The organism is Microtetraspora sp. NBRC 16547 (genome assembly GCF_030268965.1).
Lineage (GTDB): Bacteria > Actinomycetota > Actinomycetes > Streptosporangiales > Streptosporangiaceae > Microtetraspora.
Window position 1 is genome coordinate 32,504 of sequence record NZ_BSSE01000008.1, and the last position, 25,023, is coordinate 57,526.

Annotated in this window: 21 protein-coding genes and 1 tRNA gene; 4 read left to right on the forward strand and 18 right to left on the reverse strand. The window is 70.7% G+C overall.

All coding sequences use genetic code 11. The features are described 5' to 3' along the window. Positions 1 to 22 precede the first annotated feature (22 nt). Positions 23 to 1,654 carry a penicillin-binding transpeptidase domain-containing protein gene (locus QSK17_RS13835; RefSeq protein WP_285705091.1) on the forward strand — a complete coding sequence of 544 codons (1,632 nt, stop codon included), beginning with the start codon at positions 23 to 25 and terminating at the stop codon, positions 1,652 to 1,654. Positions 1,655 to 1,762: 108 nt separating this feature from the next. After that, entirely contained in the window at positions 1,763 to 3,043 is a 1,281-nt protein-coding gene (gene lat / locus QSK17_RS13840) for an L-lysine 6-transaminase (RefSeq protein WP_285705092.1), read from the forward strand. A 12-nt stretch (positions 3,044 to 3,055) separates the two neighbouring features. On the opposite strand, the gene QSK17_RS13845 is transcribed toward lat, so the two are convergent. The 7 genes from QSK17_RS13845 to QSK17_RS13875 all read right to left on the reverse strand — a co-directional run bounded on the left by QSK17_RS13845 (position 3,056) and on the right by QSK17_RS13875 (position 9,227). Continuing rightward, positions 3,056 to 3,274, reverse strand: coding sequence for a helix-turn-helix domain-containing protein (locus QSK17_RS13845; RefSeq protein ID WP_285705093.1), 219 nt, complete (start codon positions 3,272 to 3,274; stop codon positions 3,056 to 3,058). A 159-nt stretch (positions 3,275 to 3,433) separates the two neighbouring features. Continuing rightward, a tRNA-His gene (locus tag QSK17_RS13850) sits at positions 3,434 to 3,506 on the reverse strand. A gap of 115 nt (positions 3,507 to 3,621) precedes the next feature. Further along, positions 3,622 to 4,218, reverse strand: a complete 597-nt coding sequence (gene orn, locus QSK17_RS13855; protein ID WP_285705094.1) for an oligoribonuclease — start codon at positions 4,216 to 4,218, stop codon at positions 3,622 to 3,624. Between the two features lie 22 nt (positions 4,219 to 4,240). Beyond that, entirely contained in the window at positions 4,241 to 5,257 is a 1,017-nt protein-coding gene (locus QSK17_RS13860; RefSeq protein WP_285705095.1) for a DUF2510 domain-containing protein, read from the reverse strand. A gap of 136 nt (positions 5,258 to 5,393) precedes the next feature. Then, a complete protein-coding gene (locus QSK17_RS13865) occupies positions 5,394 to 6,896 on the reverse strand; it encodes a protein kinase family protein (protein WP_285705096.1) in 1,503 nt (500 codons plus the stop codon). After that, entirely contained in the window at positions 6,897 to 8,498 is a 1,602-nt protein-coding gene (locus tag QSK17_RS13870) for a serine/threonine-protein kinase (RefSeq protein ID WP_285705097.1), read from the reverse strand. A 90-nt stretch (positions 8,499 to 8,588) separates the two neighbouring features. Next, positions 8,589 to 9,227, reverse strand: a complete 639-nt coding sequence (locus tag QSK17_RS13875; RefSeq protein ID WP_285705098.1) for a pyridoxamine 5'-phosphate oxidase family protein — start codon at positions 9,225 to 9,227, stop codon at positions 8,589 to 8,591. A gap of 35 nt (positions 9,228 to 9,262) precedes the next feature. Between QSK17_RS13875 and QSK17_RS13880 the strand changes: the two genes are divergently transcribed. After that, on the forward strand, positions 9,263 to 10,909 hold the full coding sequence (locus QSK17_RS13880; RefSeq protein WP_285705099.1) for an aminotransferase-like domain-containing protein: 1,647 nt from the start codon (positions 9,263 to 9,265) through the stop codon (positions 10,907 to 10,909). Here the strand turns inward: QSK17_RS13880 and QSK17_RS13885 are convergent. The 11 genes from QSK17_RS13885 to QSK17_RS13935 form a co-directional block, all read right to left on the reverse strand. Beyond that, on the reverse strand, positions 10,906 to 11,448 hold the full coding sequence (locus QSK17_RS13885) for a hypothetical protein (protein ID WP_285705100.1): 543 nt from the start codon (positions 11,446 to 11,448) through the stop codon (positions 10,906 to 10,908). The two genes, QSK17_RS13880 and QSK17_RS13885, sit on opposite strands and share 4 nt — an antisense overlap. A 135-nt stretch (positions 11,449 to 11,583) precedes the next feature. Beyond that, positions 11,584 to 12,384, reverse strand: coding sequence for a polysaccharide deacetylase family protein (locus tag QSK17_RS13890; RefSeq protein ID WP_285705101.1), 801 nt, complete (start codon positions 12,382 to 12,384; stop codon positions 11,584 to 11,586). Next, positions 12,381 to 13,337, reverse strand: coding sequence for a glycosyltransferase family 2 protein (locus tag QSK17_RS13895; RefSeq protein ID WP_285705102.1), 957 nt, complete (start codon positions 13,335 to 13,337; stop codon positions 12,381 to 12,383). Before QSK17_RS13895 ends, QSK17_RS13890 begins: the two co-directional genes overlap by 4 nt. Continuing rightward, a complete protein-coding gene (locus tag QSK17_RS13900; RefSeq protein WP_285705103.1) occupies positions 13,334 to 14,179 on the reverse strand; it encodes a glycosyltransferase family 2 protein in 846 nt (281 codons plus the stop codon). Before QSK17_RS13900 ends, QSK17_RS13895 begins: the two co-directional genes overlap by 4 nt. A 306-nt stretch (positions 14,180 to 14,485) precedes the next feature. Beyond that, on the reverse strand, positions 14,486 to 14,854 hold the full coding sequence (locus QSK17_RS13905; RefSeq protein ID WP_285705104.1) for a hypothetical protein: 369 nt from the start codon (positions 14,852 to 14,854) through the stop codon (positions 14,486 to 14,488). 186 nt (positions 14,855 to 15,040) lie between these two features. After that, complete coding sequence (locus QSK17_RS13910; protein ID WP_285705105.1) at positions 15,041 to 16,093, reverse strand: RNA polymerase sigma factor; 1,053 nt, start codon at positions 16,091 to 16,093, stop codon at positions 15,041 to 15,043. Between the two features lie 184 nt (positions 16,094 to 16,277). After that, complete coding sequence (locus tag QSK17_RS13915) at positions 16,278 to 17,321, reverse strand: ABC transporter permease (RefSeq protein ID WP_285705106.1); 1,044 nt, start codon at positions 17,319 to 17,321, stop codon at positions 16,278 to 16,280. Continuing rightward, positions 17,318 to 18,799, reverse strand: a complete 1,482-nt coding sequence (locus QSK17_RS13920; protein WP_285705107.1) for a sugar ABC transporter ATP-binding protein — start codon at positions 18,797 to 18,799, stop codon at positions 17,318 to 17,320. The genes QSK17_RS13915 and QSK17_RS13920 overlap by 4 nt, the downstream gene beginning before the upstream one ends. Continuing rightward, positions 18,796 to 19,812 (reverse strand): sugar ABC transporter substrate-binding protein, encoded by a 1,017-nt coding sequence (locus QSK17_RS13925; RefSeq protein ID WP_285705108.1) that lies wholly within the window; start codon positions 19,810 to 19,812, stop codon positions 18,796 to 18,798. Before QSK17_RS13925 ends, QSK17_RS13920 begins: the two co-directional genes overlap by 4 nt. Positions 19,813 to 19,958: 146 nt before the next feature. Next, entirely contained in the window at positions 19,959 to 21,245 is a 1,287-nt protein-coding gene (locus tag QSK17_RS13930; RefSeq protein ID WP_285705109.1) for an enolase C-terminal domain-like protein, read from the reverse strand. Next, positions 21,242 to 21,391, reverse strand: a complete 150-nt coding sequence (locus QSK17_RS13935; protein ID WP_285705110.1) for a hypothetical protein — start codon at positions 21,389 to 21,391, stop codon at positions 21,242 to 21,244. The genes QSK17_RS13930 and QSK17_RS13935 overlap by 4 nt, the downstream gene beginning before the upstream one ends. 275 nt (positions 21,392 to 21,666) lie before the next feature. Between QSK17_RS13935 and QSK17_RS13940 the strand changes: the two genes are divergently transcribed. Further along, positions 21,667 to 25,011 carry a glycosyl hydrolase family 95 catalytic domain-containing protein gene (locus QSK17_RS13940; RefSeq protein WP_285705111.1) on the forward strand — a complete coding sequence of 1,115 codons (3,345 nt, stop codon included), beginning with the start codon at positions 21,667 to 21,669 and terminating at the stop codon, positions 25,009 to 25,011. The last annotated feature ends 12 nt before the right edge of the window (positions 25,012 to 25,023 follow it).

The window sequence follows — 25,023 nt, forward strand, 5'->3', positions numbered from 1 at the left end:
CGACCCCCCCAGGAGAAACCGTATGCGCAGACGAGCGCTGGTCGCCCTCGTGGGGCTGGTCGTCACCATCATCGTCACGAGCGTCACCGGTCTCTTCCTTTCGGGGAGGGGCGAGACCAGGGCCGGCAGACCGTCGGAGCTCGTGTTCGTGCCCTCGCCGTCGCCGCCCCAGGAGGAGCGGCAGGTCGAGGGCACGCCGAAGGAGACGGCCGCCACCTACCTGAGCGACTGGGCGACCGGCGACTACGAGTCGATGCGCGAGCTCGTGGACGAGCCGCCCGCCGGCTTCGCCGACCAGCACCGCCAGCTCGACGACGCGCTCGCCGCCCGGCTCGTACGGCTCACGCCGGGCAAGCTCACCATGACCGGCGAGGACACGGCCGAGGTCCGCTTCACCGGTTCACGGAAGATCGCCGGATACGGCGGGACCTGGGACTTCACCTCGACGCTGCGCCTGGCCGTACGGGATCTCACCTGGAAGGTCCTGTGGACCCCGGCCGTGATGCACCCCGCCCTGGCGGAGGGCGGCGAGCTGATCCGGGTCGACAAGCCGGTGGCCGACGCGCGGTTCCTCACCAAGGAGGGACACCCGTTCCCGCACGAGAGCTACGCCGAGCAGTACCTCTCGGAGCTCGGGACGAGGATTCCGCAGCCGCCGTCCGGGACGAAGGTGGGGTGGACCATCATGGCCAGGAACCCCCAGCAGCCGGAGCGGGTCCTGTTGGAGAAGGACGTGTCCGAGCCGGAGGGGACCCGGACCACGATCGAGTCGTTCACGCAGGCGGCCGCCGCCCGGGCGCTGGACCCGGTCGAACAGCCGGCCGCGCTCGTCGCGGTGCGGCCGTCCACCGGGGAGGTGCTCGCGGTCGCTGACAGGCTGGGCGGCGAAGGGGCGTTCCGCAGCACCTACGCGCCCGGCTCCACCTTCAAGACGGTCACCGCCGCCGCCCTGCTGAGCGCCGGACTGACCGCCGACTCGCAGGTGCCCTGCCCAGCGACCTACACGATCCCGAACGGGCGGACCATCGACAACTACCAGCGCAAGGACCACGGCAGCGTCACGCTCCGGCAGGCGTACGCGCTGTCGTGCAACACCACGTTCGCGCAGCTCTCGGTCCAGCTCCTGAGCGCCGACAGGCTGATGGACCAGACGGCGGCCTTCGGCTTCGGCACCCGCCTCGCCACCGGCGTCGGGGGGACCTGCGGCAGCCTCAAGCGGCCCGAGAACCCGGACGCGCTCGCGGAGGACTCGTTCGGGCAGGGCACGGTGGAGGCGAGCCCGCTGTGCATGGCGACGGTCGCGGCGGCGGTGCAGAGCGGCGCCTGGCGCCCGCCGCGGGTGCTCCCCGCCGATACGGCGGAGCGGATCGAGGGGCACGCCCAGCCCGCGAGCGTGCCGCTGAGCGGCGAGGCGGTGACCGGGCTGCGCGCGCTGATGAGCGCGGTGACGACCGAGGGGACCGCGGCCGGGTCGGAGCTGCCCGACGGCGTCTCCGGAAAGACCGGCACCGCCGAGGACTGGCAGGGCGGCCCGGACCACGCGTGGTTCATCGGCTATCAGGGCGACCTCGCGTTCGCCGTGTTCGTGAAGCATGGCGGCACCGGGCGCAACGCGGCGGTGCCGGTCGCCGCGCGCTTCCTCCGTGCGCTGTAGCAAGGTGGTAGTAAAACGTTCTCCAGGACGGTCAGACGGCGGGAAAGTCTTCACATTTGACACCGCTTGTGAGGGAATCGTGTTGTCCCGGCTCAATGTGGAGGCGACATGGACCCGAACGCCGTGCACGATGTCCTTGCCCGGCACCTGCTCGTCGACGGCTTCCGGCTGGTCCTCGATCTGGACAGGAGCGCGGGCTCCTGGCTGGTCGATGCGCGCGACGGCCGGAGGTATCTCGACTTCTACACGTTCTTCGCCTCGTCGCCGCTGGGGATGAACCCCTTCGCCGACGACCCCTCGTTCATGGCCCTGCTCGCGCGCGTGGCCGCGAACAAGCCCGCCAACCCCGACCTCTACACCACCCACCTCGCGGAGTTCACCGAGACCTTCCACCGGGTGCTCGGCGACCCCGACCTGCCGCACCTGTTCTTCGTCGAGGGCGGCGCACTCGCCGTCGAGAACGCCCTGAAGTGCGCCTTCGACTGGAAGAGCCGCTGGAATGAGGCCCATGGCCGTCACCCCGGCCTCGGCACCAAGGTCCTCCACCTCACCCGTGCCTTCCACGGCCGCAGCGGCTACACGCTCTCCCTCACCAACACCGACCCGGTGAAGACGGACCGCTTCCCCAAGTTCCCCTGGCCGCGGATCGACGTGCCCGCGATCCACCTCGGCGACGTCGAGGAGGCCGAGGAGCGCGCCCTCGCGCAGGCGCGGGACGCGTTCGCCCGCAACCCCCACGACATCGCCTGCTTCATCGCGGAACCCGTCCAGGGCGAGGGCGGAGACAACCACATGCGCGCCGAGTTCCTTCAGGCGATGCAGGCGCTCTGCCACGAGAACGACGCGCTTTTCGTCGTGGACGAGGTCCAGACGGGCGTCGGGCTGACCGGCACCGCCTGGGCGTACCAGCAACTCGGCCTGGCGCCCGACGTCGTGGTCTTCGCCAAGAAGGTCCAGGTGGGCGGGGTGATGGCCGGCCGCAGGGTGGACCTGGTTCCCGACAACGTCTTCAACGTCAGCGGCCGGATCAACTCCACCTGGGGCGGCGGGCTGGTGGACATGGTCCGCTCGCGCCGGATGCTGGAGATCATCGAACGCGACGAGCTGATCCCCAGGGCGGCGATCCTGGGAGAGAAGCTGCTGTCCGGGCTCCAGACGCTGGAAGCCGAGGGACTGGTCACCAACGCCCGCGGCCGCGGCCTCATGTGCGCCTTCGACGTGCCCGACCGGGCGGATGTGATCGCGCGGCTGCGTGACGAGGGCGAGTCCGGCGTGCTGGTCCTCCCGTCCGGAGAGCGGTCGGTACGGCTCCGCCCGGCGCTGTCGGTTCAGCCGGACGAGCTGGAGTACGGCCTGGACCGCCTCAGGGAGATCCTGGCCCCGAGGTGAGCGGGCGGGCCCTCACTCGCTGGTCGAGTCGCGCCAGCGGCCGATCGCCGCGGTCCGCGACTCGACCCCGAGCTTGGCGTAGATGCGGTTGACGTGGTTCTTGACCGTCTTCTCGCTGAGGAAGAGGCGCTGTGCGATCTCCCCGTTGGAGTGGCCCACGGCGATCAGGTCCATGACCTCGGCCTCGCGTTTGCTCAGGCTCGTCTGGGGGGTGCGGTCGTCGACTCTCATCTGGCCTCCCGGGCAGACTCAAGATCGCCGAGGCCCCCCGCGCGTCCGGCGTAGCGGTCGAGAGCGAGCATAACGCGCGTAGGTCATGTTTTGTGGATCATTCTCGTGGCCGCGCCACAAAAGCAGACGGCCGGTCCTTTCGGACCGGCCGTCTTCCCGGGTGAGTGATGGGACTTGAACCCACGACATCCAGGACCACAACCTGGCGCTCTGCCAGCTGAGCTACACCCACCATGTCCGCCGCACTCGGCGGCGTACGAGAAAAGTGTAGCGGTATTTCGGAGTCGTCATGTCGCGCCGCGCGCCGTTCACCGATTTGTCGCTCCCGGAGCCGGCGTGCGGACCGGTCAGCCGGTGGAGATGGCCTCCGCGACCTCGCGTGCGGTGGCCGTGTCGGGGCCGGGCTGGGGGACGAAGACGGCCGCGCGGTAGTAGCGCAGCTCCCGGATGCTCTCGGTGATGTCCGCGAGCGCCCGGTGGCCGCCCTGCTTCTCGGGGGAGGCGAAGTAGGCCCGGGGGTACCAGCGGCGGGCCAGCTCCTTGATCGAGGAGACGTCGATCATGCGGTAGTGGAGGAAGCCGTCCACGAGCGGCATGTCCCTGGCGATGAACGAACGGTCCGTGGCGATCGAGTTGCCGCACAGCGGCGCCTTCTTCGGCTCGCCGATGTGGGAGCGGATGTACTCCAGCACGATCGTCTCCGCCTCGGCCAGCGTCACCCCGGTGGGGAGCGCGCTCAGCAGGCCCGAGGCGGTGTGCATCTCGCGGACCACCTCGGACATCTGGGCCAGCGCCTCGGGCGGGGGTTTGATGACGATGTCCACGCCATCGTCAAGCTGGTTCAGCTCGCCGTCGGTGACGACACAGGCCACCTCGACGAGCGCGTCACGGCCGAGGTCGAGCCCGGTCATCTCACAGTCGATCCAGACCAGCAGGTCAGTCATGAGACCCAGGGTAGTAGGGCGTTCAACTCACTTGGAGAGAGTCCACCACACGCTGGAGCACGGACTGGTCGAGGTTGTCCGGCACGGAGGCGTAGAACATGGCCGGCTGCTGCCCCGCACCCCGGTCCACCAGGATGAACACGCCCTTCTCGGTCTTCCACTTCCAGCCGTTGCGCTTGGACTCCTCGGTGAAATCCATCTCGAACTCGGTCATCCAGGCGTCGCGGTCGCTCACCTTGATCGCCTTGTTGCTCAGGATCTTCCGCGTGTGCTGGGGCGAGTAGAAGTCGCCCTCGTACGCGATCAGGACCGCACCGGTGAGGTTGCGCAGGTCCTGCGGGCCGCTGTACGGGAAGAACGAGGGCAGCGGCGCGGCGAAGACCGAGGCGACCCAGTCGCCGTTCCGGCCGTCGAAGTTCTGCTGGGAGAGGGCCTGGAAGCCGCTCGACCACAGCGGCATCTTCGCGTTGTTCGGGTTGTTGATCTCCGCGGCCTTCGGCACGATCCACTGCTGGCCGGGATAGGCGTACGACAGCCCGGTCACCGAGTCGGAGATCCGGCCGCCCGACGGCTGCGGCAGCTCGGTGAGCTGCTGCTGGGGCGGGGGCGACTCCGTCTCCTGCGGTGGGACGGTGTGGTCGAGCGGCGGCGCCGTCGTCTCCGTGCCGGGCCGGGCGACCACGTCAGCGCTCTGGGTCCTGAAGAAGACCAATCCGCCGACCGCCACCACGGCAAGGACCACGACGACCGCCAGCCCGCCGAGCAGCAACGGCCAGGGCGACGACGACTTCGGCGGCTGGGACCCGAAGTCGGGAACGGGAAGCTGCGCCGTCTGGGGCGAGGGCCCCCACAACTGGTCGCCGCCCTGCGGCTGGAAACCGCCCTGCTGTTGGAAGCCGCCCTGCTGGAATCCGCCCTGCGGCTGGGAACCGCTCTGCTCCATCGGATGCGTCGCGTCGGTCCACTGGGAGCCGTCCCACCACCGCAATTGGGGAGAACCGTACGGGTCGGGGTACCAGCCGGCGGGCGTCGTCGTCATGCGGGCCACATTAGCAATCCCGGAACTCTTCATGAGATTGGCGGAAATCGGCAACCATCTCTGATGTTGCTGTGAGTTCCTGTGAAACAGCGGTCAAATCGTGATCAGCGTGGCCCGGTGCTGATCAGCACCCTGATCAGCACCGATACGAGAACGAGGCTTTGTCCTGGAGCGGCTTCCCCGAAGACGTGGGAGAAAGGACTCGCAGCGTGGCGACGCCCTTGAAATCGCCGGAACCCGTGACCTGCCAGCGCAGCGGAAGCTCCACCGAGGTGTCCCCCGAGAGCACCTTCTGCTCCCTCTCCTTCATCCGCACCCCGTCGCTGCGCAGCCAGAGGTAGCGGATGCTGCCCCCGCCGCCGTTGGTCGTGACCGTGCCGACGAGCGACGCCGTGCCGTCGCAGCCGACGGTCTTCTTGGGGCCACGGACGTCCACCTTCTGGACGAGCACGTCGGCGGCCGGCTGGAAGCGCAGCCACAGGATGACCACCGCGAGGAGCATCGCGAGCAGGACCGAGCCGGCCCACGCGCCGCGCCTGGCCCGCCTCCGCTGCCCGCTGTTCCGGTTCGTCTCCGCGGCGAGGTGCGTGGTCGCGCCGGAGCGCCAGATCTGGGCCGCCGTCGTCTCCGTGGGCACGCCGGGTCCGAAGCGCATGACCACGTCGTCCGTCGCGGACTCACTCGTCATCGGGGGCCCTGCCATTGAGGGCCCTGTTGGGGGCACTGTCGGAGGCCCTGTCATCGGGGGCGGCGCCGTACGGGCCGCAGGGTCCGGGAGATGCAGCAGGGTCACGGCCTCCCCAGTGGCAGAGCCCATGGCCGACCCAGTGGCCGACCCAGTGGCCGGCGCCGTCCCCGGCACGGCGGCAGGGGGTGCGGGAGAGGTGGGGACGGAGGAGACCGACCACCGGTGCAGTGTGCGGAGCAGCCCGTCCCTGGTGGTGAACCCCTGGGGGAGCAGGCCGTGACCGGTGAGGAGGGTGTCGCGGGCGGCGGCGAGCCCGTGGGCCGAGGCGGCGGCCGCGGCGTTGTCGAACAGGCGGGCCGTACCGGCACCGCCGCCGGCCGCGCGGTCGTCCGCCCAGCTCGCGGCGAGCCCGCGCGCGAGCGTCACCCAGGCCGCGACGTCCCGCTCCGGCGACGCGTGCTCCCCGCGGAGCGCTTCGAGCAGGCCGCGCTCGGCGAGCACGGCCGAGCCGTCCTCGGCGATCACGATCGTGCCGGGATGCAGCGCGCCGTGGGCGAGCCCGGCCGCGTGTAGGGCGAGCAGGGCCTGTGCGGTCTCCGTCAGGATCGTCGCCACCGCGCCGGGACCGGGCGGCAGGCCGCCCTGGGCGAGCAGGTCGGCGAGCACGGGCATGGCCCCGCGCCCGGTGATGAGCCAGATGTCCCCCCGCGCGGTGACGAGGTCCGTGACGGGGAGCAGGCCGCCCTGACCGGCCTGCCACAGGCGGCGGTCGGCGGTCACCGCGGCGACCAGCCGTTCGCGGGCGGCCGGTGCGGCGACCAGCCCGGGGTCGAACCGCAGAACTCCCGACGGCGTTCCCTCGGGGGAGATCGCCTCGCTCCAGATGCCGACCTCGGCTGACCGGGCGCGCCCGGTCAGCCGATGCCCCGCGATGGAACCGCCGTCATCCATCTATCGCCGCCTTCGGTGCCGTCCTGTCATCCTCTTCACGGCAAGTGTGACGGGAACGAGGCCGGTCGTCACCAGGCCGAGGGCGAACACCCCCATCGGGGCCGACGGCACGGGCTCCGAGGACAGCCGGGGAGGGTCCGTGGGCGTCGAGGGATCCGTGGGCCGGCCGGTGTCCGTCGGCGTGGACGCCGGCGGCGTGGTCGCGGGGGGCTGCGACCGGGTCGGTGCGGACGACGGCCTCGACGGGATGTCGGCGATGTCGACCGTGGGGTCAGGTTCCGGCGTCGACCGGCTCGGCTGGGGGCGCGGGCTCGACACCGGCGTCCGCGTGGGGGTCGGTTTCCTGCTCGGGGACGGCTTCGCCGTCGGGACCACCGGCGGGATGCTCTTGATCGTCGGCGTGGGGCTGGGTGCGGGGGAGGTGGCGGCTGGTTTCGACGGCTCTGGCGACGGCGACGCCGAGGGCTCGGCCGTCTGCGGGTCGATGTCGACGTCATCCTCGATGCCGAGGTCTGGCGTTCCGCTCGGCGTCTCGATCGTCGTTCCCGCCTGCGGCGTGGCGTCGCTGAACGACCCGACCAGCGCGGCGGCGCCGCCTCCGACCACCGCCAGGGCGACGGCCACCAGGCCGATCCTGACGCTGACCTTGGTGAATGTGCTGCCCCGGCCCTCGCCGAGATGTGTCTCGGCGAGCGCCGTGGTGGCCTCGGGCGCCTCCTCGGTCAGCGGGAAAAACTGGAGCAGCAGGCCCGCGAGGGCCGCGAGACGCCGCCGTCCCCGCTCCTCCCACGTGGGTCCGTACGCCTCGGTGGCGACGGCCTCCAACTCCCGCAGGAACGCCTCGGCCGAAGGCGGCCGATCGGCGGGGTCCTTGGCCATGCCGCGCTCGATCAGTTGCTGCAGCGCGACGGGCACCTCTTCGATCGGCGGAGGCGTGGACTGGTGCTGGCGGGCGAGCGCGGGCAGGTTCTGCGCCCGGAAAGGCCGGGTGCCGGTGAGGCACTCGAAGAAGACCACGGTGGCGGCGTACACGTCGGTGGCCCGGCTCGCCGTGCCTCCCGACCACTGCTCCGGGGCCATGTACGGCGGCGTCCCGGAGGCGCTCACCCCTTCGCCGGCCCGGGCGGCGATCCCGAAGTCGACCAGCTTGCTCATGCCGTCGGCCTCGACCATCACGTTCTCGGGCTTGTAGTCGCGATGGACCACCCCGACGGAGTGCGCGGCGGCCAGCCCGAGCAGCGAGCCCTTCAGCACGGCGAGGGCGGCCTCCGGCCCGGTCGGCCCCTCCGAGCGGAGCATCGCGCGCAGCGACACCCCGTCGACGAGCTCCATGACGATGGCGGCGCCGAGCGGCGCCTCGATGTACTCGTAGAACCTCGCGGCGTGCGGGCTGGGCTCCATGAGCGCGAGGAGGTGCGCCTCGTGCCGGAACCTGCCGACGAAGTTGAGATCGGAGCGCAGCTCGTCGGAAAGGTACTTGACCGCCACCTGTATGCCGTCGGCGTCGTGCTTGGCGAGCACGACCCGGCCGCCGCCCCCCGTGCCCAGCTCTCGAATCTCGGTATAACCGGGGGCACTCCAGGCGCCCGTTTGCCCGTACATCAGGTCTCCTCATCGGCGCATGACGAGACGGTAGCTTAGTGACGGATCACCAAATAAACCCAAATGTGATGTGATTCACTCACGAACCGCTCATGGTGTGCGGTTGATGTGCGCGGGAACCGGGATGCCGGGGGTGAGCCTGGGGTCGGGTTCGGGGGTGCCCCACGAGACGCGCAACGGCAGCACGCCCGCCCAGATCGGCAGGTCGTAGTCCTCCTCGTCGTCGACCGGCGGGCCCTGCCGTACCTTGACGGACGCCTCGCACAGCGAGAGGGCGAGAACGGCCGTCGCGGCCAGCTCCTTCTTGTCGGGCGGGCGGACCGTGTCCCACTGGCCGGGGGCGAGCTGCTCGGTGATCGCGCGCAGGCCGTCGAGGCGCTCGCTCCGGTCCTCCACCTCCCGTGCCAGGCCGTAGATCATCGCCGAGCGGTAGTTCACCGAGTGGTGGAACGCCGACCTGGCCAGCACGATCCCGTCCACGTGGGTGACCGTCACGCAGACCGGCGACGCGAGCGCGGCGCGCAGCGAGGTGGCCCCGGTGGAGCCGTGCACGTACAGCGTCTCGCCGATCCGGCCGTATCCGGTGGGGATCACCATCGGCGACCCGTCCACCAGGACGCCCAGATGGCAGATCAGCCCGGCGTCCAGAACGGCGTGCAGGTCGGCGCGGTTGGTGCGGGCGCGGTCCTTGGCCCGGTTCAGCGCGGTCCGGGGTGTGGTGGAAAGCATGTCCGTTACGTTAGGAGCCGAGTGGACCGCTGAACATGGCCACTTCCTCACCTGAACGGGGGACCACTTTGCCGGCTTCGCGAGCTTCGCGGGCTTCGCGGGCGCACATCGACCTGCCGCTGGTGGTGGACCGACTCGCTCCCGCGGCGCTCGCCGTACAGGTGGCCGACCAGCTCCGCGACGCCATGCGCGGTGGGGCGCTGCGGGCGGGGGAGCGGCTGCCCTCAAGTCGCGCGCTGGCCGCGCTGCTCGGTGTCAGCCGTACCGTCGTGACCGACGCCTACCAGCAGCTCTACGCCGAGGGCTGGCTCGACGGCAGGCGCGGATCCGGTACGTACGTCGCGGACATCACGATATTTCCGGATTTGGTCGGGGTGGCAGCTGGACGGGGCGTGCCGGGAGGCATGGCCGATCCGGCAGGCATGGGCGGGCAGGGAGCCCTACCAGGGCAGGCAGTCGCGCCAGGGCAGGGAGGCCTGCCAGGGCAGGGAGGCCTGCCAGGGCGGGGAGGCCTGCCAGGGCGGGGAGGCCTGCCAGGGCGGGGAGGCCTGCCAGGGCAGGGAGTCCAGCCAGGGCAGGAAGTCCTGGGCGGGCCGGTCGATCCGGCACGTCCGGCGGCGGACGTGGTGGACCTGCGGCCCGGACGGCCGTGGGCGTCCGGCCACGACGCCGCCGCCTGGCGGCGGGCCTGGCGCCGCGCGGGAGACGAGCCACCCGGCGACACCCTGGACTGCCGGGGGCATCCCGACCTCCGCGCCCTGCTCGCCGACCACCTCCGCAGGGCGCGAGCCGTACCGGCCGGGCCGGAGAGCGTGCTGGTCACCCGGGGCACCGCGCACGGGCTCGATCTCTTCGCCACGACCTTCCTCGCGCCCGGGGCCCGGGCGGGCGTGGAGGAGCCCGGTTACCGGGTGGCCAGGAACGTTCTGCGGGCGCGGGGAGCCGAGATCGTCCCCTGCCCCGTGGACGACCAGGGCGTGATCGTGGAGGAGCTGCCCGACGACCTGGACGTCCTCTACACGACCCCGGCCCACCAGTTCCCGCTCGGCGGGCGGCTGCCCGTCACCCGGCGGGAGCGGCTCCTCGCCTGGGCACGCCGCACCGGCGCGATCATCGTGGAGGACGACTACGACGCCGAGTTCCGCTATGACGTCGCGCCGCTGCCCGCGCTCTACGGCCTCGATCCCTCACGGGTCGTGCTGCTCGGCACCCTGTCCAAGTCGCTGAGCCCCGACGTGGGGCTCGGCTGGCTGGTGGCCGCGCCGGAGCTGCTCGCGGAGATCGTCGCGCGCCGGGAGCTGCTCGGCGACCGCACCTCCGGCCCGCTGCAGAGGGCGGTCGTGACCCTGCTCCAGCGCGGCGACCTGGACCGGCACCTGCGCAGGATGCGACTGGAGTACGCGCGGCGCCGGGCGGCCGTCGTCGAGATCCTCGGACCGCTCGTGAAGGGCGACACCGCCGGCCTGCACGTCCTCGTCGAGCTGCCGGCGGACACGGTCGGCCCGCTGGTGGAGCAGGCGCGGGCGCGGGGCGTGCTGCTCGACACCACCGCTCGCCACCACCACGGGCCGGTCCGGGTCCACGGTCTCGTCCTGGGGTACGGCTCCGCCTCGCTCTCCGGGGTCAGGCGCGGCTGCGCCGTCATCCGCGAACTGGTCGCGGGTGACCAGGGAGCGTTCTAGATAACCCGTTCCAGCAGGCGGAACTCCTCGCGCGGGCGGGGCAGCTCGAACGCGGGCATGCTCTCGCCGGTGATCCGGTGCACGTCGATGCCGCCGGGGTCGCCCTCGACGGTCCCCGGCACCTGCGAGTGGCCGTAGTGGCCGCCGCGCGCCCAGAGACGGCGGCTGCGCTCGGCCGTGAGCGAGTGCGGCGCGGGCAGGGGAGGACCGGCCGGCCAGCGCCTGGGCACCCGCCAGGAGTCCAGCCAGGTCAGGATGTCGTCCAAGCCGTCGAGCTTTCCGTCGGTGAAGGGCCGCTCCACCGAGCCGAGCACGCGGATCTGCACGCACACCCGTCCTTCACGTCCCCGGTCGCCCGGCAGTCCGCGGGCCGCGCGAGTGGGGGGAAGAGACTGGGCGATCTCTCCGGTCACGGGGTTCCAGACCAGGTGGACCGGGCACCCGAGCTGGATCATGCGTTGGGCGGCGGACTTGGCCGAGACCGCGAGAGGGTCGGTCGGCCAGATGAACCAGACGGCCCTCGGAACTCCGCCGATCATGGGGCCGGAGTCCTCGGGAGCGGGAATTCGGCTGGCGCCGGGCATCCATGCGTGGGCCACTGTGCCCCCTCAATCCTCGATCGCCCTGGTTTTTCCCCTTATGCGGCGGAGCTGACACCTCGTGACGCGTGATTGTTACTGGCGAGTGGCAATCTTGCGCAGGCCGTACCTCGCGCGGCGGACCACGGCGTATCCCTTGGTCAGCGTGCGCTCCTTGAGGTAGACGAGGGGGACCCCGCGGCCCTCCACGGCCAGCGAGAACCTGGCCATCGTGGTGGCCGGGCCCACCGTGAGCCGGGGGATGGCCAGCAGGTCGTGCCGGTCGGCGGCGATCGCGTTGCCCACCGCGCAGGCCGCCCGGTAGCCCACCCCGCGCACCTCGCGGCGCACCCGGGCGCTCGAATAGCCGTACGGGTAGGCCATCGTGGTCACCGGGCGGCCGATCCGGTCTTCCAGCAGCGCTTTGTTGCGGCGAAGTTCCTGACGCAGCTCGTGATCATTGATCTGGTCGAGCTGCGGGTGGCTGTGGCTGTGCCCGGCGATCTCCACGCCGTGCTCGGCCGCCTCGCGGGCCTGGCTCCACGACAGCATCCGGCCGAGCGGCCGGCCCGCGGCCTCGGAACCGGCGTCCGCCACCCAGCCGCTGGTGAGGAAGACCGTGGACGGGAAGCCCAGCCGGTCGAGCACGGGCAGCGCCTCCTCGTGGAAGTCGGCGTACCCGTCGTCGAAGGTGATCACCACGGGCCGGTCGGGCACCCCCGATCCCGTGCCGTGCAGCGCCGCCGCCAGGTCGGCCACCGTGAGCGGCGTGAACCCCGCGTCCCGCAGGTATCCGAGCTGCTCGGCGAAGGCTCCCGGGCGTACGGCCAGCGGCCGGGTCTCGGCCGTGGGCCGGTCCGTCACCGAGTGGTACATCAGGATGGGAACTCTCGTCATGAGCGGGTCCGCACGCGCAGGCCGCCGACCAGGTAACCCCAGGCCGTCCAGGCCAGTCCGATCAGGATCGCGGCCGCGCGGCCCAGGCCCGCGAGGTCACCGCGTACGGCGTCGCCCAGGCCGCGCAGCACACCGAGGGGGAGCGTCCTGAAGGTGTAGTCGCGTTCGCTGGAGAGCCCGTCGCCCACGCCCACGCTCTTCGTGACGATCGCCTTGGACAGGCCCTCGGCGTAGCAGCGGGACCGGAAGTAGGCGAACCGCGCCCGCTCGGCGGAGACCTTGTGCCCGATGTCCGCGCGGGGCTCGAACAGCAGCACGGACCCCGGCCGCCGCTGCGAGAGCCGGATGCAGAACTCGGTCTCCTCACAGCCCAGCGGGCGGCTCCTGCGCCCCTGCACGTTGCGTCCGATGCCCGTGCTGAACCCGCCGACCGCGCCGACGACCTCCTTGCGGAACGCGGCGTTGCCGCCCATCACGTTGCGGATCGGGGCACGCTCCACGGGCATGCCGCGGTAGGTGCAGCCGATCGTCCAGTCGAACTCCTCGGGGAACCACCGGGGACGCCCGCCCGCGGCCCACAGCGGCCGGGTCAGCCCCCCGATGCCGGCCACGGCCGGGTCGGCGAAGCCGGGCTCGAACGCGGCCAGCCAGCCGGGGTCGGCGACCGCGTCGTCGTCGAGGAAGGCGACGACGTCGCCGCGCGCGGCCTCCACCCCGGTGTTCTTGCCGCCGGACAGCCCGCGCTCGTGGGTGTTCTCCACCACGACGGCGTCGGGGTACTCGGTCGTGAGCCTGAGATGCAGGTCGATGTTGTGGTCGACCACGAGGATCAGCTCGTACGGTGCGCGGCGCTGGCGGCGGACCGACTCGACCGCCGCCCTGATGTCGTCCCAGCGCTCCTCGGTGTAGACGCAGATGACGACCGAGATCCGTGGCGTCGCGGGAGCCGTCATGCCGCGCCCTGGTTGGCGGCTTGGTTGGCTGTCTGGCCGGCTGCCTTGGCGTGCGCCGGCGCGTGTGGCCGTACGGCGGGCCGCCGCCGCTCCCTGAGGATCGTCCGCAGGACGCGCAGGCCGTCCCGCACCGCGTTCAGGTTGCTCTCCCCGTGGAGGCGGCAGCGCTCGTGGCTCGGCACCTCGTGGACGCGCAGGCCGGCCCGCGCCGCGCGGATGTTCATCAGCGTCTCGACCTCGAACCCCTCGCAGTCGAGGTCGAGCGTCGGCAGGTGGCGGGCCCAGAAGGCGTTGTAGCCGTAGCACAGGTCCGTGTAGCGCGTGCGGTAGATGCGGTTGACCAGCCTGCGCAGCAGCGTGTTGCCCAGCCTGCGGGTGAACGTGAGGTCGTCGCTCCCGCCTCCGGGGATGTAGCGGGACCCCTTGGCGAAATCGGCTCCGCTCACCAGCGCGCTCACGAACTGGATGATCTCGCGGCCGTCGGTCGACCCGTCCGCGTCGATCATCACGATGATCTCGCCCGTACAGGCCGCGAAGCCCTCGGCGAGCGCGTTCCCCTTGCCCCGCCCGCGCTGGCGGATCACGCGCAGTCCCGGCCGCAGCCGCCGGGCGACCGCGATGGTGTCGTCGGTCGAATGGCCGTCGACCAGCACGACCTCGTGGATCCAGGAGGGCAGCGTGGCGAACACGTGCGGGAGGTTCTCCGCCTCGTTCATCGCGGGGACGACGACGCTCACCGTGGGGGCGATGGCCAGGTGGGGCCCCAGAGGAGTGAAGCGGCCGCCAGTCGGCAGCGGGCGCAGGGCGGCGAACGGGGAGGCGGCGCTGTGCTCAGGACTCATGATGGCGGGATGTCCTTCCGGGCGGTCTGTCATGAGCGGAGACCCCGACGGACCGGCGCGACTGGATGGAATGGCGAGTTCCACCCCGGTCTTACGGGCAGGGACTGGCGGTGCGGCTCCCGCTGGTGCCGGGCGAGGGCGTGCGGCAGCGGTTCCAGCGGTTCCAGCGGATTGAGCGTGTTCACCGGGTTCGGCGGCTCCGGTGCGGATTCGGTGGATTCGACGGGTTCGGCGGGTTCGGCGGGTTCGGCGGGCGGAACGATCCCAGCGATTCCAGCGGTCGTACGGCCCGCTTCGGAATGGTCTTCACCTCGTGCCCGTCCCCCGTTCGGCTGGTGCGTTTCCTCGGTACAGCAACCGGATGACCAACAAGAAGAAGCTCAGTATTCCGACGGTCGCCACCCCGGCACGGGGGGACCAGGCGTCGAAAAGCACCATGGCTTCCGCGAGCACGACGTTGACAGCCAGACTCGCGGCCGCGCCCACCGTAAGTGCCGAGAGGGGGTCACGATCCCGCAACAGTCCGACGACCGCCGCTCCGGGAACCACGAACAGGAACATCGGGGTGAGGATCACCCGGATGGGCGTCTCGACGTCGGCCAGTGCGAGCACAGCTCCAACTGCGCAGGCCACGCCGAGGACGGCGACCGGAATGGTCCGATTATTCCTACCCATTTCTCCTGGTCTCCCGGCTGGTAGAGGTCACTGTGACGCGGCTGGCGGGCCCATTTATGGGACCAATCACAACAGGCGTCCGTCAATGGCGACGCATTACCTCGGCCCCCGGTTTACCCGGCCCCACCGGAATGGGGATCTTATCCCAAATGTCGACAAGCGTTAATTGAATGGTCAACTTTTGCGCTAATCGAATTTGAGTGCGGCGCTGGCGTCGGGGGGAATGCTCAACCCGTCAGAACTGACAATCGGGAAATTTGCCCTGCCATAACCGTTAGCCACATTTGTCCTCCTATTACCGGCGACATCGGAGGCCACACCGGACGACGTACCGATGCCGTGCCGACCACCGCGCCGGATGCTGTGCCGACCACCGCGCCGGATGCTGTGCCGACCGCTGTGCCGACCGCTGTGCCGACCGCTGTGCCGACCGCTGTGCCGACCGTTAGCCGGACGCCGAGTCGGACGATGCGTCGGACGCCGAGTCCGTGTCCGTTTTTGACGTTTCACCACCGTCCCAGGACACAGCGGGGGAAAGGCGATCGGGATCGCGTCGAGCAGGTGGTCTGCGGACACGTGCCTGCGCCGGCCCTCGGTGCACACCTCGCATCCGCCGATGTGCCTGATCAGGCGCTTGCGCAACAGCGGCCCGGGGGAGCCGTCGGTACCGGACTCGACCAGCGCCGACAGGTCGGGGCAGTGTGCCCGCCCCCTTTCGGCCAGGACGACCGCCGCCGCGGCGTTCTCCATGCGCTCCCTGGCCCGGGCCAGCCGCGCCGTGGCCTGCCGCGACGTCAACCCGAGGATCGATCCCACCTCGGCGGGCGTCAGGCCGTGCCGTACGGACAGGTGGAGGATCTCGCGCTCGCCCGACCCGAGATCGGCGAGCGCGTCGCGCACCACCGCCGCGGTCCCGGGGTCCGCCGGGTCGTCGAGCACCGCGACGGGCGCCGCCCTGCCCTGCTGCCGAGCCGCGCACTGGAACCGGACGAGCGCGTACAGCCAGGCGCGAAAGCGCGCCGGGTCCTTCAGCCGCCGCGCGCTCGCCCGCGCGGCGACGAGCGCCTGGTGTACGGCCCGTGCGGCCCGGTCCTGGTCGCCGAGCACGGAGTGGGCGTAGTCGGCCAGCCGGTCGGCGTACGCGTCGTAGAGCCCGGCGGGCGCCTCCGAGTCACCGCGCCGCAGTGCCTCCAGCAGACGGCGGTCGTCGGCGCGGCTGACGTTCGGCCATGCGGGCAACGGACATTCCTCCCCGAGGACGGAACCAGAACCTGTCGGGCCCCACACGAGGAGGACGCCGCCTCAACGGCTGTCGTTTACTACATGAAAGGTCATACTCAACCGGCATTAACTGCGAAAACTGGTGGAAATTCGGGGAATTCCGGCTATCGCGCTTGGTGGGGGTCCGGATCCGGGCCTGACATCAGTCCTGCGCCTTCCCGCCGGCGACCCGACTGATCATGAGAGCGACGAGGATGATGCCGCCGTAGACGAGCTGCTTCCACTCGCCGGGCACGCCCTTGAGGGTGAGGACGTTCTCGACCAGGCCGATGACCAGGACACCGGTGAGCGCCCCGAGGATGGTGCCCTTGCCGCCGTCCATGCTGACGCCGCCGATGACGGCCGCGGCGAACACCATGAAGATCCAGCCGACGCCCTGGTTGGCGCTGATGCCACCGAGACGGCCGGTCTCGAGGACGCCCGCGAGCGCGGCGAGCGTGCCGCCGATGATGAACACCGTCCACACCACCCGGTCCACCCGGATGCCCGCCGCCCGCGCGGCGTCGGCGTTGCCGCCGATGGCGTAGAGCGCGCGGCCGGCCCTGAAGTAGCCGAGGCCGACGATGCCCGCCGCGAACAGGGCACCCGCGATCCAGATCGACGCGGGGACGCCGAGCCAGGTGGCGCCGCCCAGATAGATGATCGACTCCGGCAGCTCGAACAGGCTCTTGCCGCCGGTCAGCCCGAGGTGCAGGCCGTGGACGACGATCAACATCGCCAGCGTGACGACGAACGCCGAGAGCTGGAACTTGAGGATCAGGAAGCCGTTGAACGCGCCGATCGCGGCTCCGATCAGCAGGCATAGCGGGATCGCGAGCAGCCCCGTGTTCCCCGCCCCTTGCCCAGCGCTGGCCGGGATCACCAGCACGGTGATGGCGGGCGCCATGCCGACGGTCGACTCCAGCGACAGGTCGAACTTGCCCGCGATGAGGATCATCGCCTCCGCCAGCACGACCAGGGCCAGCGCGGACTGCTGCTGGAGCACGTTCGTGAGGTTGCCCACGGTGAGGAACACCGGGTCCACGAGCGCGCCCACGACGAGCAGGACGACGATGACCGGCACCAGCGTCAGGTCCCTGAAGCGGCCGAGCCGCAGTCCTCCACCCGCGCGGGCGCGCCCCGCGGACGGTGCCGCCGCCGTCGAAGGGGTCGTCGGAGGTGTCGTCGAGGGGGTCGCTGCGCTCACTCTTCCATGCCTTCCATCGCGGTCACGAGCTCGTGGTCGGACCAGCCGCGCGGCACGTCCTTGACCACCCTCCCGTGGAACATCACCAGCACCCGGTCACAGATCCGCAGGTCGTCGAGCTCGTCGGAGACCAGTACGGCACCGGCGCCCCGCTCGACCGCGTCCTCGACGGCGCCGAGTAACGACTGCTTCGCCTTGACGTCCACCCCGGCGGTGGGGTTGATCACGACCAGCGCGGCGGGCGAGTCGGACAGCGCCCTGGCGAGCACGACCTTCTGCGCGTTGCCGCCGGACAGGTCGCCGACGGGCTGGTCCGGCCCCTCGGTCTTGATGTCCAGGTCCTCGATCATCTGTACGGCTCGCGCCCGCCGCCTGGACGGGAACACGGTGCCGAACCGGCCGAGCTTGTGCGCGATCGGCAGGGTCGCGTTCTCGGCGATCGACAGCAGCGGGACGAACCCCTCGCGGTGCCGGTCCTGGGGGACGAACCCGAGCCCCGCCCTGAGCGCGGACGGCACATCCCCCGGCTTGACGGCGGTCCCATTGATGACGACCGTGCCGGCGTCGGCTCTGCGCAGCCCGACCAGGGTCTCGGCCAGGCCGACCTTGCCGCTGCTGCCCGACCCGGCCAGCCCCACCAGCTCTCCCACGCGGACCTCCAGCGACACGTCCTGGTACCGGTCCCGCAGGGACAGCCCGCTCGCGGAGATCGCGACCGCGGCACCGGGCGTGCGGGACCTGGCCTGGTAGTCCGTGGTGGCCTCACCGGTCATCGCGGCGACCAGCTCGTCGTGCGGCAGCTCGGACACCGGCTTGGTGACGACGTGCCGGGCGTCGCGGAAGACCGTGACGCTCTGGCAGATCTCGTACACCTCGTCCAGGTGATGGGAGATGTACATCATGGTCACGCCCTGCTCGCGCAGAGCCCGCATCCGCTCGAAGAGCCGCTCGATGGCCGGGCCGTCGAGCTGGGCGGTCGGCTCGTCCAGGATGATGAACCGCGCGCCGAACGACAGCGCGCGGGCGATCTCGACGAGCTGCCGCTGCTCGACGTCGAGGTCTCCGGCGAGAGCCCCGGCGTCCACGTCCACGCCGTACCGTTCGAGGACCTCGCGGGCGTTCCGCCGCAGCGCACCCCACTGGATGAGCCGGCCGGACGTCTGGTGGCGGTTGAGAAAGAGGTTCTCCGCGACGGTCAGCGCGGGGATGATGGTCGACTTCTGGTAGACGCAGGCGACCCGCCGCCGCCACGCGTCCCGGTCGGCGAGGGCGGGCGCCGCCTCTCCCGAGAACAGCACCTCGCCCTCGTCCGGAGCCTGGAGCCCGGTCAGGATCGACACCAGCGTGGACTTGCCCGCGCCGTTCCTGCCGATGAGCGCGTGCGTCTCGCCCTCGGTGATGGAGATGCCCGCGCCGTTGAGCGCGACCGTGGGCCCGAACCGCTTGGTGACGTTCCTGGCTTCGACGTGAACGCTCATTGGACCTGGTTGCCCCAGAGGTTCTTGTCGTCCACGTTCTCCTTGGTGACCAGCGGAGCGGGAAGCTGGTCCTCGAGGCCGTTCGGCAGCGAGATGATCGTGCTGTCGTGGTCGGTCGGGCCGGGCTGGAACGCCTTGCCCTCGGCCGCGGCCTTGGCGTAGAAGAGCGCGTACTTCGCGTACAGGTCGGCGGGCTGGGAGACCGTGGCGTCGATCTCGCCCTTGCGGATCGCGTCGAACTCCTGCGGGATGCCGTCGTTGGACACGACGAACACGTGCTTGGGGTCGTCCGGCTGGACCAGCAGGCCCTTGGCCTTCAGCACCTGCAGCGTCGGGGCCAGGTGGACGCCGCCCGCGTGCAGGTAAACGCCCTTGATGTCGGGGTTCTGCTCCAGGCGGGTCTGCAGCATGGACGCCGCCTTGCTGCCCTCCCACTCGGTCGGCTCGTCGAAGACCGTGATCCCGGGGAACTTCGCCTTCATGCACTCGCGGAACGCCTCGGCCCGGTCCCGGCCGTTGATCGAGCTGAGCGCGCCCATGAGCTGGACGACCTTGCCCTTGCCGCCGAGCTTCTCGCCGAGGAACTCGCACGCCTTGGTGCCGTACGCCTTGTTGTCGGCGCGTACGACCATGTAGACGTTGCCCTTGTCGGGGCGGGTGTCCACGGAGACGACCGGGATCTTCTTGTTCTCCAGCTGCTGGAGGGTCGAGGCGATGGCCCCGGTGTCCTGCGGAGCCATGACGATCACCTTGGCGCCCTGGCTGACCAGCGCCTGGGTGTTGGCGACCAACTTGGCCACGTCGTTCTGCGAGTTCGTCGGGTTCATCAGGTCGACCGAGAGCTCGGCCGCCATCTGCGGGACGTACTTGCTGTAGGAGTTCCAGAAGTCGGAGTCCGCGCGGGGGAGGTCGATGCCGACCTTCCCGCCCGAGGCCGTGCCGCCGGCGCTGCCGCTGCCGCCGGTCGTGGCGGCGTCCTCGGTGGTGGAGCCGCACGCGGTGATGATCGTCAAGAGGGCCGCTCCTGCGACCACGGGGCCGAACCGCATCGTTTGCCTCTGTTTCCTCAGGGGGTGGGGGGTGTTTCAGCTGGCCGGTCTGAGCCGGAGGCCGTGCATGCCGCCGTCGGCCGCGAGGACCGTGCCGGTGGTGGAGAGCGTCATGACTCCCTCCAGACCGCGCCGCCGGGGAAGCTGTACGCGGCGATCGATTCCGGACGCATCCGGGCGCTGAACCCGGGCGAGGCCGGAGCGGTGTAGCAGCCGTTCTCGATGACGACCGGATCGGTGAAGTGCTCGTGCAGATGGTCGACGTACTCGATGATGCGGTTCTCCATCGATCCGCTCACCGCGACGTAGTCGAACATCGACAGGTGCTGGACCAGCTCGCACAGCCCGACCCCGCCGGCGTGCGGGCAGACCGGTACGCCGAACTTGGCGGCGAGCAGCAGGATCGCGATGTTCTCGTTCACGCCGCCGACCCTGGCCGAGTCGAGCTGCAGGTAGGAGATGGCCCCGGTCTGGAGGAGCTGCTTGAAGACGATCCTGTTCTGCACGTGCTCGCCGGTCGCGACGGGGATCGGCGCGATGCCGCGCGCGATGGCCGCGTGGCCGAGCACGTCGTCGGGGCTGGTCGGCTCCTCGACCCAGTGTGGGCGGAACTCCTTCAGCGCGTTGACCCAGGCGACGGCCGTGTCGACGTCCCAGCGCTGGTTGGCGTCGATCGCGATCGGGAAGTCGTCGCCGCACACCTCGCGGGCGACTCGGAACCTGCGGACGTCGTCGTCGAGGTTGGCGCCGACCTTCAGCTTGATCTGCCTGAAGCCCTGGTCGAGCGCCTCCTCGCACCGCGTCCTGAGCTTGTCGTCGTCGTAGCCGAGCCAGCCGGGGGAGGTGGTGTACGCCGGGTAGCCGTGCTCCCGCAGGTGGGCGATCCGCTGGCGCCTGCCCGGTTCGGCCCTGCGCAGGATCTCCAGGGCCTCCTCAGGGGTGAGGGCGTCGCTGAGGTAGCGGAAGTCGACGAGGTCGACGATCCGCTCCGGCGGCAGCTCGCCGAGCAGCAGCCACAACGGCTTGCCCTCCAGCCGGGCCCGGAGGTCCCAGAGGGCGTTGACCACGGCGGAGATCGCCATGTGCATGACGCCCTTCTCCGGGCCGAGCCAGCGGAGCTGGGAGTCGTAGACCATCTCCTTGTACAGCGCGCCGATGTCCTCGGTGTCCCGCCCGATGACGTACTGCTCCAGCGCCCTGATGGCGGCGGTCTGCACGTCGTTGCCGCGGCCGATCGTGAACGCGAAGCCGTGCCCCTCGACGCCGTCGCCGGTCCGCAGCACCACGTACGCGGCGGAGTAGTCGGGGTCGGGGTTCATCGCGTCGGAGCCGTCGAGCTCGCGTGACGTGGGAAAGCGGATGTCGTGGGTCGAAAGCGCCACGATTCGGCGGCTCACGCCCGGCCCACTGTCTGCCGCTGCCGTCCCCCGGAAGCGAGGAAAGCCCCGTCGATCTCGGGCGCTCCGATGTCGCGCAGGTTGCCGGCGGCATCCTTCACCACCGGCTTCTCCTGTCCGACAGGTCCTACTCGCAGCAGCTTCACACCGCATCCTTCGGTCATACATCGGATGTCTCGATCGAGATGCTGAAACGCGTTCCCGTTCATGTCAAGACTTTGAGGGCGGGTAGTCCGATCTGTGACCTGGATATATGCCGAAATGTCAGCGATTCTCTCCCGGGGCTGTTTCGCTCGCACATCCGATATCCCTCGCTCCGGCCGTACGGTCACAACCCAGAAAACATCGGAGGGGAAACCTTGTTGCGGTCAGGTTTCCGGTGTAGGAACGAGCCCAGATCGACCGATCGTCGGAGGTTTCCGTGCATGTCCGTCCCAAACGACGCTTAGGCCTTACCTTCCTGTCCGCGTTCGCCCTGGTCGCCGGAATGATCGGAGCGGCCGGTCCGGCCCGTGCCGGACAGGCGTCCGCACCCGCCGAGCAGACACCCGATGAGTTGACCCTCTGGTACGACAAGCCCGCCACCAACTGGGAGACCCAGGCGTTGCCCATCGGCAACGGTCCGCTGGGGGCCAAGATCTTCGGTGGCGTGGCCGCCGAGCAGATCCAGTTCAACGAGAAGACCCTGTGGACCGGTGGTCCCGGCTCGCCGAACTACGACTTCGGCAACTGGAAGACCCCGCGGCCGAACGCCATCGCGGAGGTCCAGCAGCAGATCGACCGCGACGGCAAGATGTCGCCGGGCGCGGTGGCGGCCAAGCTGGGACAGCCCAAGACCGGCTTCGGCGCCTACCAGACCTTCGGCGACCTCTACCTGGACATCGCGGGCGCGCCGCAGAACCCCACCGGCTACCGGCGCGAGCTGAGCCTGGGTGAGGCCGTGGCCCGGGTCGCCTACACCGCTGAGGGCGTCACGTACTCTCGTGAGTACTTCGCCAGCCACCCCGGCAACGTGATCGTCGGCCGCCTCTCCGCCGATCAGGGCGGCAAGGTCTCCTTCACGCTGCGGCACACCTCGCCGCGCAACGACAAGACCGTCACCGCCGCCGACGGCCGGCTCACCATTCGCGGCGCCCTGGCCGACAACAAGATGAAGTTCGAGTCCCAGGTGCAGGTGGTCAGCCAGGGCGGCACCCGTACCGACGCCGGGGACAAGATCACCGTCACCGGCGCGGACAGCGCGGTGTTCGTGCTGTCAGCCGGCACCGACTACTCCGACGCCTACCCCGCCTACCGCGGCGAGGACCCGCACGCCAAGGTCACCGCTGCCGTGGACGCCGCGGCCGGCCAGAGCTACGACCAGCTCAGGCAGGCCCACCTGGCCGACTACCGGAAGCTGTTCGACCGGGTGAAGCTGGACCTCGGGCAGGGCACCCCAAGGGTGCCGACCGACCAGCTCCGGCGCGACTACACCGGCGGCGGCTCGGCCGACGACCGCGCGCTGGAGGCGATGTTCTTCGCCTACGGCCGGTACCTGCTGATCTCCTCCTCACGCGAGGGCGACCTCCTGCCCGCCAACCTGCAGGGCGTGTGGAACAACTCGACCAACCCGCCCTGGTCGGCCGACTATCACGTCAACATCAACCTGCAGATGAACTACTGGCTGGCCGAGCAGACGAACCTGGATGAGACCACCCAGCCGTACGACCTGTTCGTCTCCGCCCTGGTCGCCCCCGGCCGCAAGACCGCACAGGACATGTACGGCGCCCGCGGCTGGGTCGTCAACAACGAGACCAACCCGTTCGGCTTCACCGGCGTCCACAACTATGCCTCTTCGTTCTGGTTCCCCGAGGCCGCGGCCTGGACCACGCAGCACCTGTACGACCGCTACCGGTTCACCGGTGACGTGGACTACCTGAGGAACACCGCCTATCCGGTGATCAAGGGTGCCGCCGAGTTCTGGCTGGACTTCCTGCACACCGACCCGCGCGACGGCAAGCTGGTCGTGTCGCCGAGCTACTCGCCGGAGCAGGGCGACTTCTCCGCCGGCGCCTCGATGTCGCAGCAGATCGTGCGCGAGGCGCTCACCAACGCCCTCGCCGCCGCCAAGAAGCTCGATCTGGACCAGGACTTCCAGGACGAGGTGAGCGCCGCGCTGGCCAAGCTCGACCCGGGCATCCGGATCGGCTCCTGGGGCCAGCTCCAGGAGTGGAAGACCGACTGGGATTCTCCGACCAACGACCACCGGCACGTCTCCCACCTGTTCGCGCTGCACCCGGGCAACCAGATCGTCGTGGGCACCCCGGAGGCCGAGGCGGCCAAGGTCTCGCTGACCGCGCGCGGCGACGGCGGCACCGGCTGGTCCAAGGCATGGAAGATCAACTTCTGGGCGCGGCTGCTCGACGGCGACCACGCCCACAAGATGCTCAGCGAGCAGCTGAAGAGCTCGACGCTGGACAACCTCTGGGACACGCACCCGCCGTTCCAGATCGACGGCAACTTCGGCGCCACCTCGGGCATCGCCGAGATGTTGCTGCAGAGCCAGCACTCCGTCGTCGACGTTCTGCCCGCGCTGCCCGCGGCCTGGCCGACCGGCTCGTACGCCGGGCTGCGGGCCCGCGGCAACGTGACCGTCGACGCCTCGTGGAAGGACGGAGCGGTATCGGAGATCGTCCTGCGGGCGGGCTCCGCGGGTCCGCTGACTGTGCGCAACGCGGTCTTCAGCGGCCCCTACCGCCTGGTGGACGACCAGGGACACACCGTCCGGCACACCCGTGACGGCGCGGCGGTCACCTTCACCGCGGAGGCCGGCGGCGTCTACCGTGTGGCGGCCGGCGCGCGCGTCACGGTCAAGGCGCCCGCCGAGGCCGGACCCGGCTCGTCGTTCCCCGTGGAGGTCACCGTCGCGGCGACCGGCAAGCGCGCCGTGCCCGCCGGCGACCTCACCCTGCGTATGCCGGAGGGCTGGACGGCCGAGCCCGCCTCGCGTCACCTCCCGGCTGTGCCGCCCGGCCGTACCCGCACCGAGACGTTCACCGTCACGGCCGGGCCGGCCGACGGATCGCGCGTCGCGCGGATCGCCGCGACGCTCACCGGAGGATCCGGCTGGTCGGCGAGCGGGACGGCCGCGCTCGCGGTGGCCCCCTGCGTGGTCCCGTCCGCCGCGACGCCCCTCGTCGCCTGGGACCCGTCCTCCGGCACGACCGTCGCCGACCTCTCCGGAAACGGCAGGGACGCGACCATCACCGGCCCGGCCGCCTACGACGCGGACGGCGGCCTCGTGCTCGGCGGGTCCACCTACCTGACGACGGCGCCGACGACGCTGGGCTTCCTGCGCGAGGCGACGTTCGCGGCCCGGGTGAAGGTGGCCGCGCCGTCCGGCTACCGGCGGCTGTTCGACTCGCAGCCGTCCGGCAACCCCGGCACCGACGGCGTTCTCGTCGATCTGACTCCGGACAACAGGGTGCGCTTCATCGGCGCCGGGCTGAACGTCATCACCGACGCGGTCGTGCCGTCCGGGCGGTACCTCGATCTGGTGGTCACGATGGGCCGCGACGGCGCGGTCACCGTCTACGTGGACGGCGCCCGGGTGGGCGGTGCCTCGGTCCCGGCCGATGGGATCATGGGGTGCGCCACGCGCCCGCTGCGGTTCGCGGCCGACCAGGGCGGCGGCCAGCGGCTGTCCGGAGCCGTGGACCGGATGGCGATCTTCGCCCGTGCGCTGACCGCGGCCGAAGCGGCCACCTGGCAGAGTCTGGCCTTCTGATCGGATGAGGAC

What these genes read in the sequence shown, in the direction of transcription:
- QSK17_RS13895 (WP_285705102.1), bottom strand. Translation starts at nt 13,337, where the DNA reads ATGACGGCTCCCGCGACGCCACGGATCTCGGTCGTCATCTGCGTCTAC.
- QSK17_RS13870 (WP_285705097.1), bottom strand. Translation starts at nt 8,498, where the DNA reads ATGTACGGGCAAACGGGCGCCTGGAGTGCCCCCGGTTATACCGAGATT.
- QSK17_RS13900 (WP_285705103.1), bottom strand. Translation starts at nt 14,179, where the DNA reads ATGAGTCCTGAGCACAGCGCCGCCTCCCCGTTCGCCGCCCTGCGCCCG.
- QSK17_RS13860 (WP_285705095.1), bottom strand. Translation starts at nt 5,257, where the DNA reads ATGACGACGACGCCCGCCGGCTGGTACCCCGACCCGTACGGTTCTCCC.
- QSK17_RS13890 (WP_285705101.1), bottom strand. Translation starts at nt 12,384, where the DNA reads ATGACGAGAGTTCCCATCCTGATGTACCACTCGGTGACGGACCGGCCC.
- QSK17_RS13865 (WP_285705096.1), bottom strand. Translation starts at nt 6,896, where the DNA reads ATGGATGACGGCGGTTCCATCGCGGGGCATCGGCTGACCGGGCGCGCC.
- lat (WP_285705092.1), top strand. Translation starts at nt 1,763, where the DNA reads ATGGACCCGAACGCCGTGCACGATGTCCTTGCCCGGCACCTGCTCGTC.
- orn (WP_285705094.1), bottom strand. Translation starts at nt 4,218, where the DNA reads ATGACTGACCTGCTGGTCTGGATCGACTGTGAGATGACCGGGCTCGAC.
- QSK17_RS13875 (WP_285705098.1), bottom strand. Translation starts at nt 9,227, where the DNA reads ATGCTTTCCACCACACCCCGGACCGCGCTGAACCGGGCCAAGGACCGC.
- QSK17_RS13905 (WP_285705104.1), bottom strand. Translation starts at nt 14,854, where the DNA reads ATGGGTAGGAATAATCGGACCATTCCGGTCGCCGTCCTCGGCGTGGCC.
- QSK17_RS13845 (WP_285705093.1), bottom strand. Translation starts at nt 3,274, where the DNA reads ATGAGAGTCGACGACCGCACCCCCCAGACGAGCCTGAGCAAACGCGAG.
- QSK17_RS13920 (WP_285705107.1), bottom strand. Translation starts at nt 18,799, where the DNA reads ATGAGCGTTCACGTCGAAGCCAGGAACGTCACCAAGCGGTTCGGGCCC.
- QSK17_RS13885 (WP_285705100.1), bottom strand. Translation starts at nt 11,448, where the DNA reads ATGATCGGCGGAGTTCCGAGGGCCGTCTGGTTCATCTGGCCGACCGAC.
- QSK17_RS13880 (WP_285705099.1), top strand. Translation starts at nt 9,263, where the DNA reads ATGGCCACTTCCTCACCTGAACGGGGGACCACTTTGCCGGCTTCGCGA.
- QSK17_RS13835 (WP_285705091.1), top strand. Translation starts at nt 23, where the DNA reads ATGCGCAGACGAGCGCTGGTCGCCCTCGTGGGGCTGGTCGTCACCATC.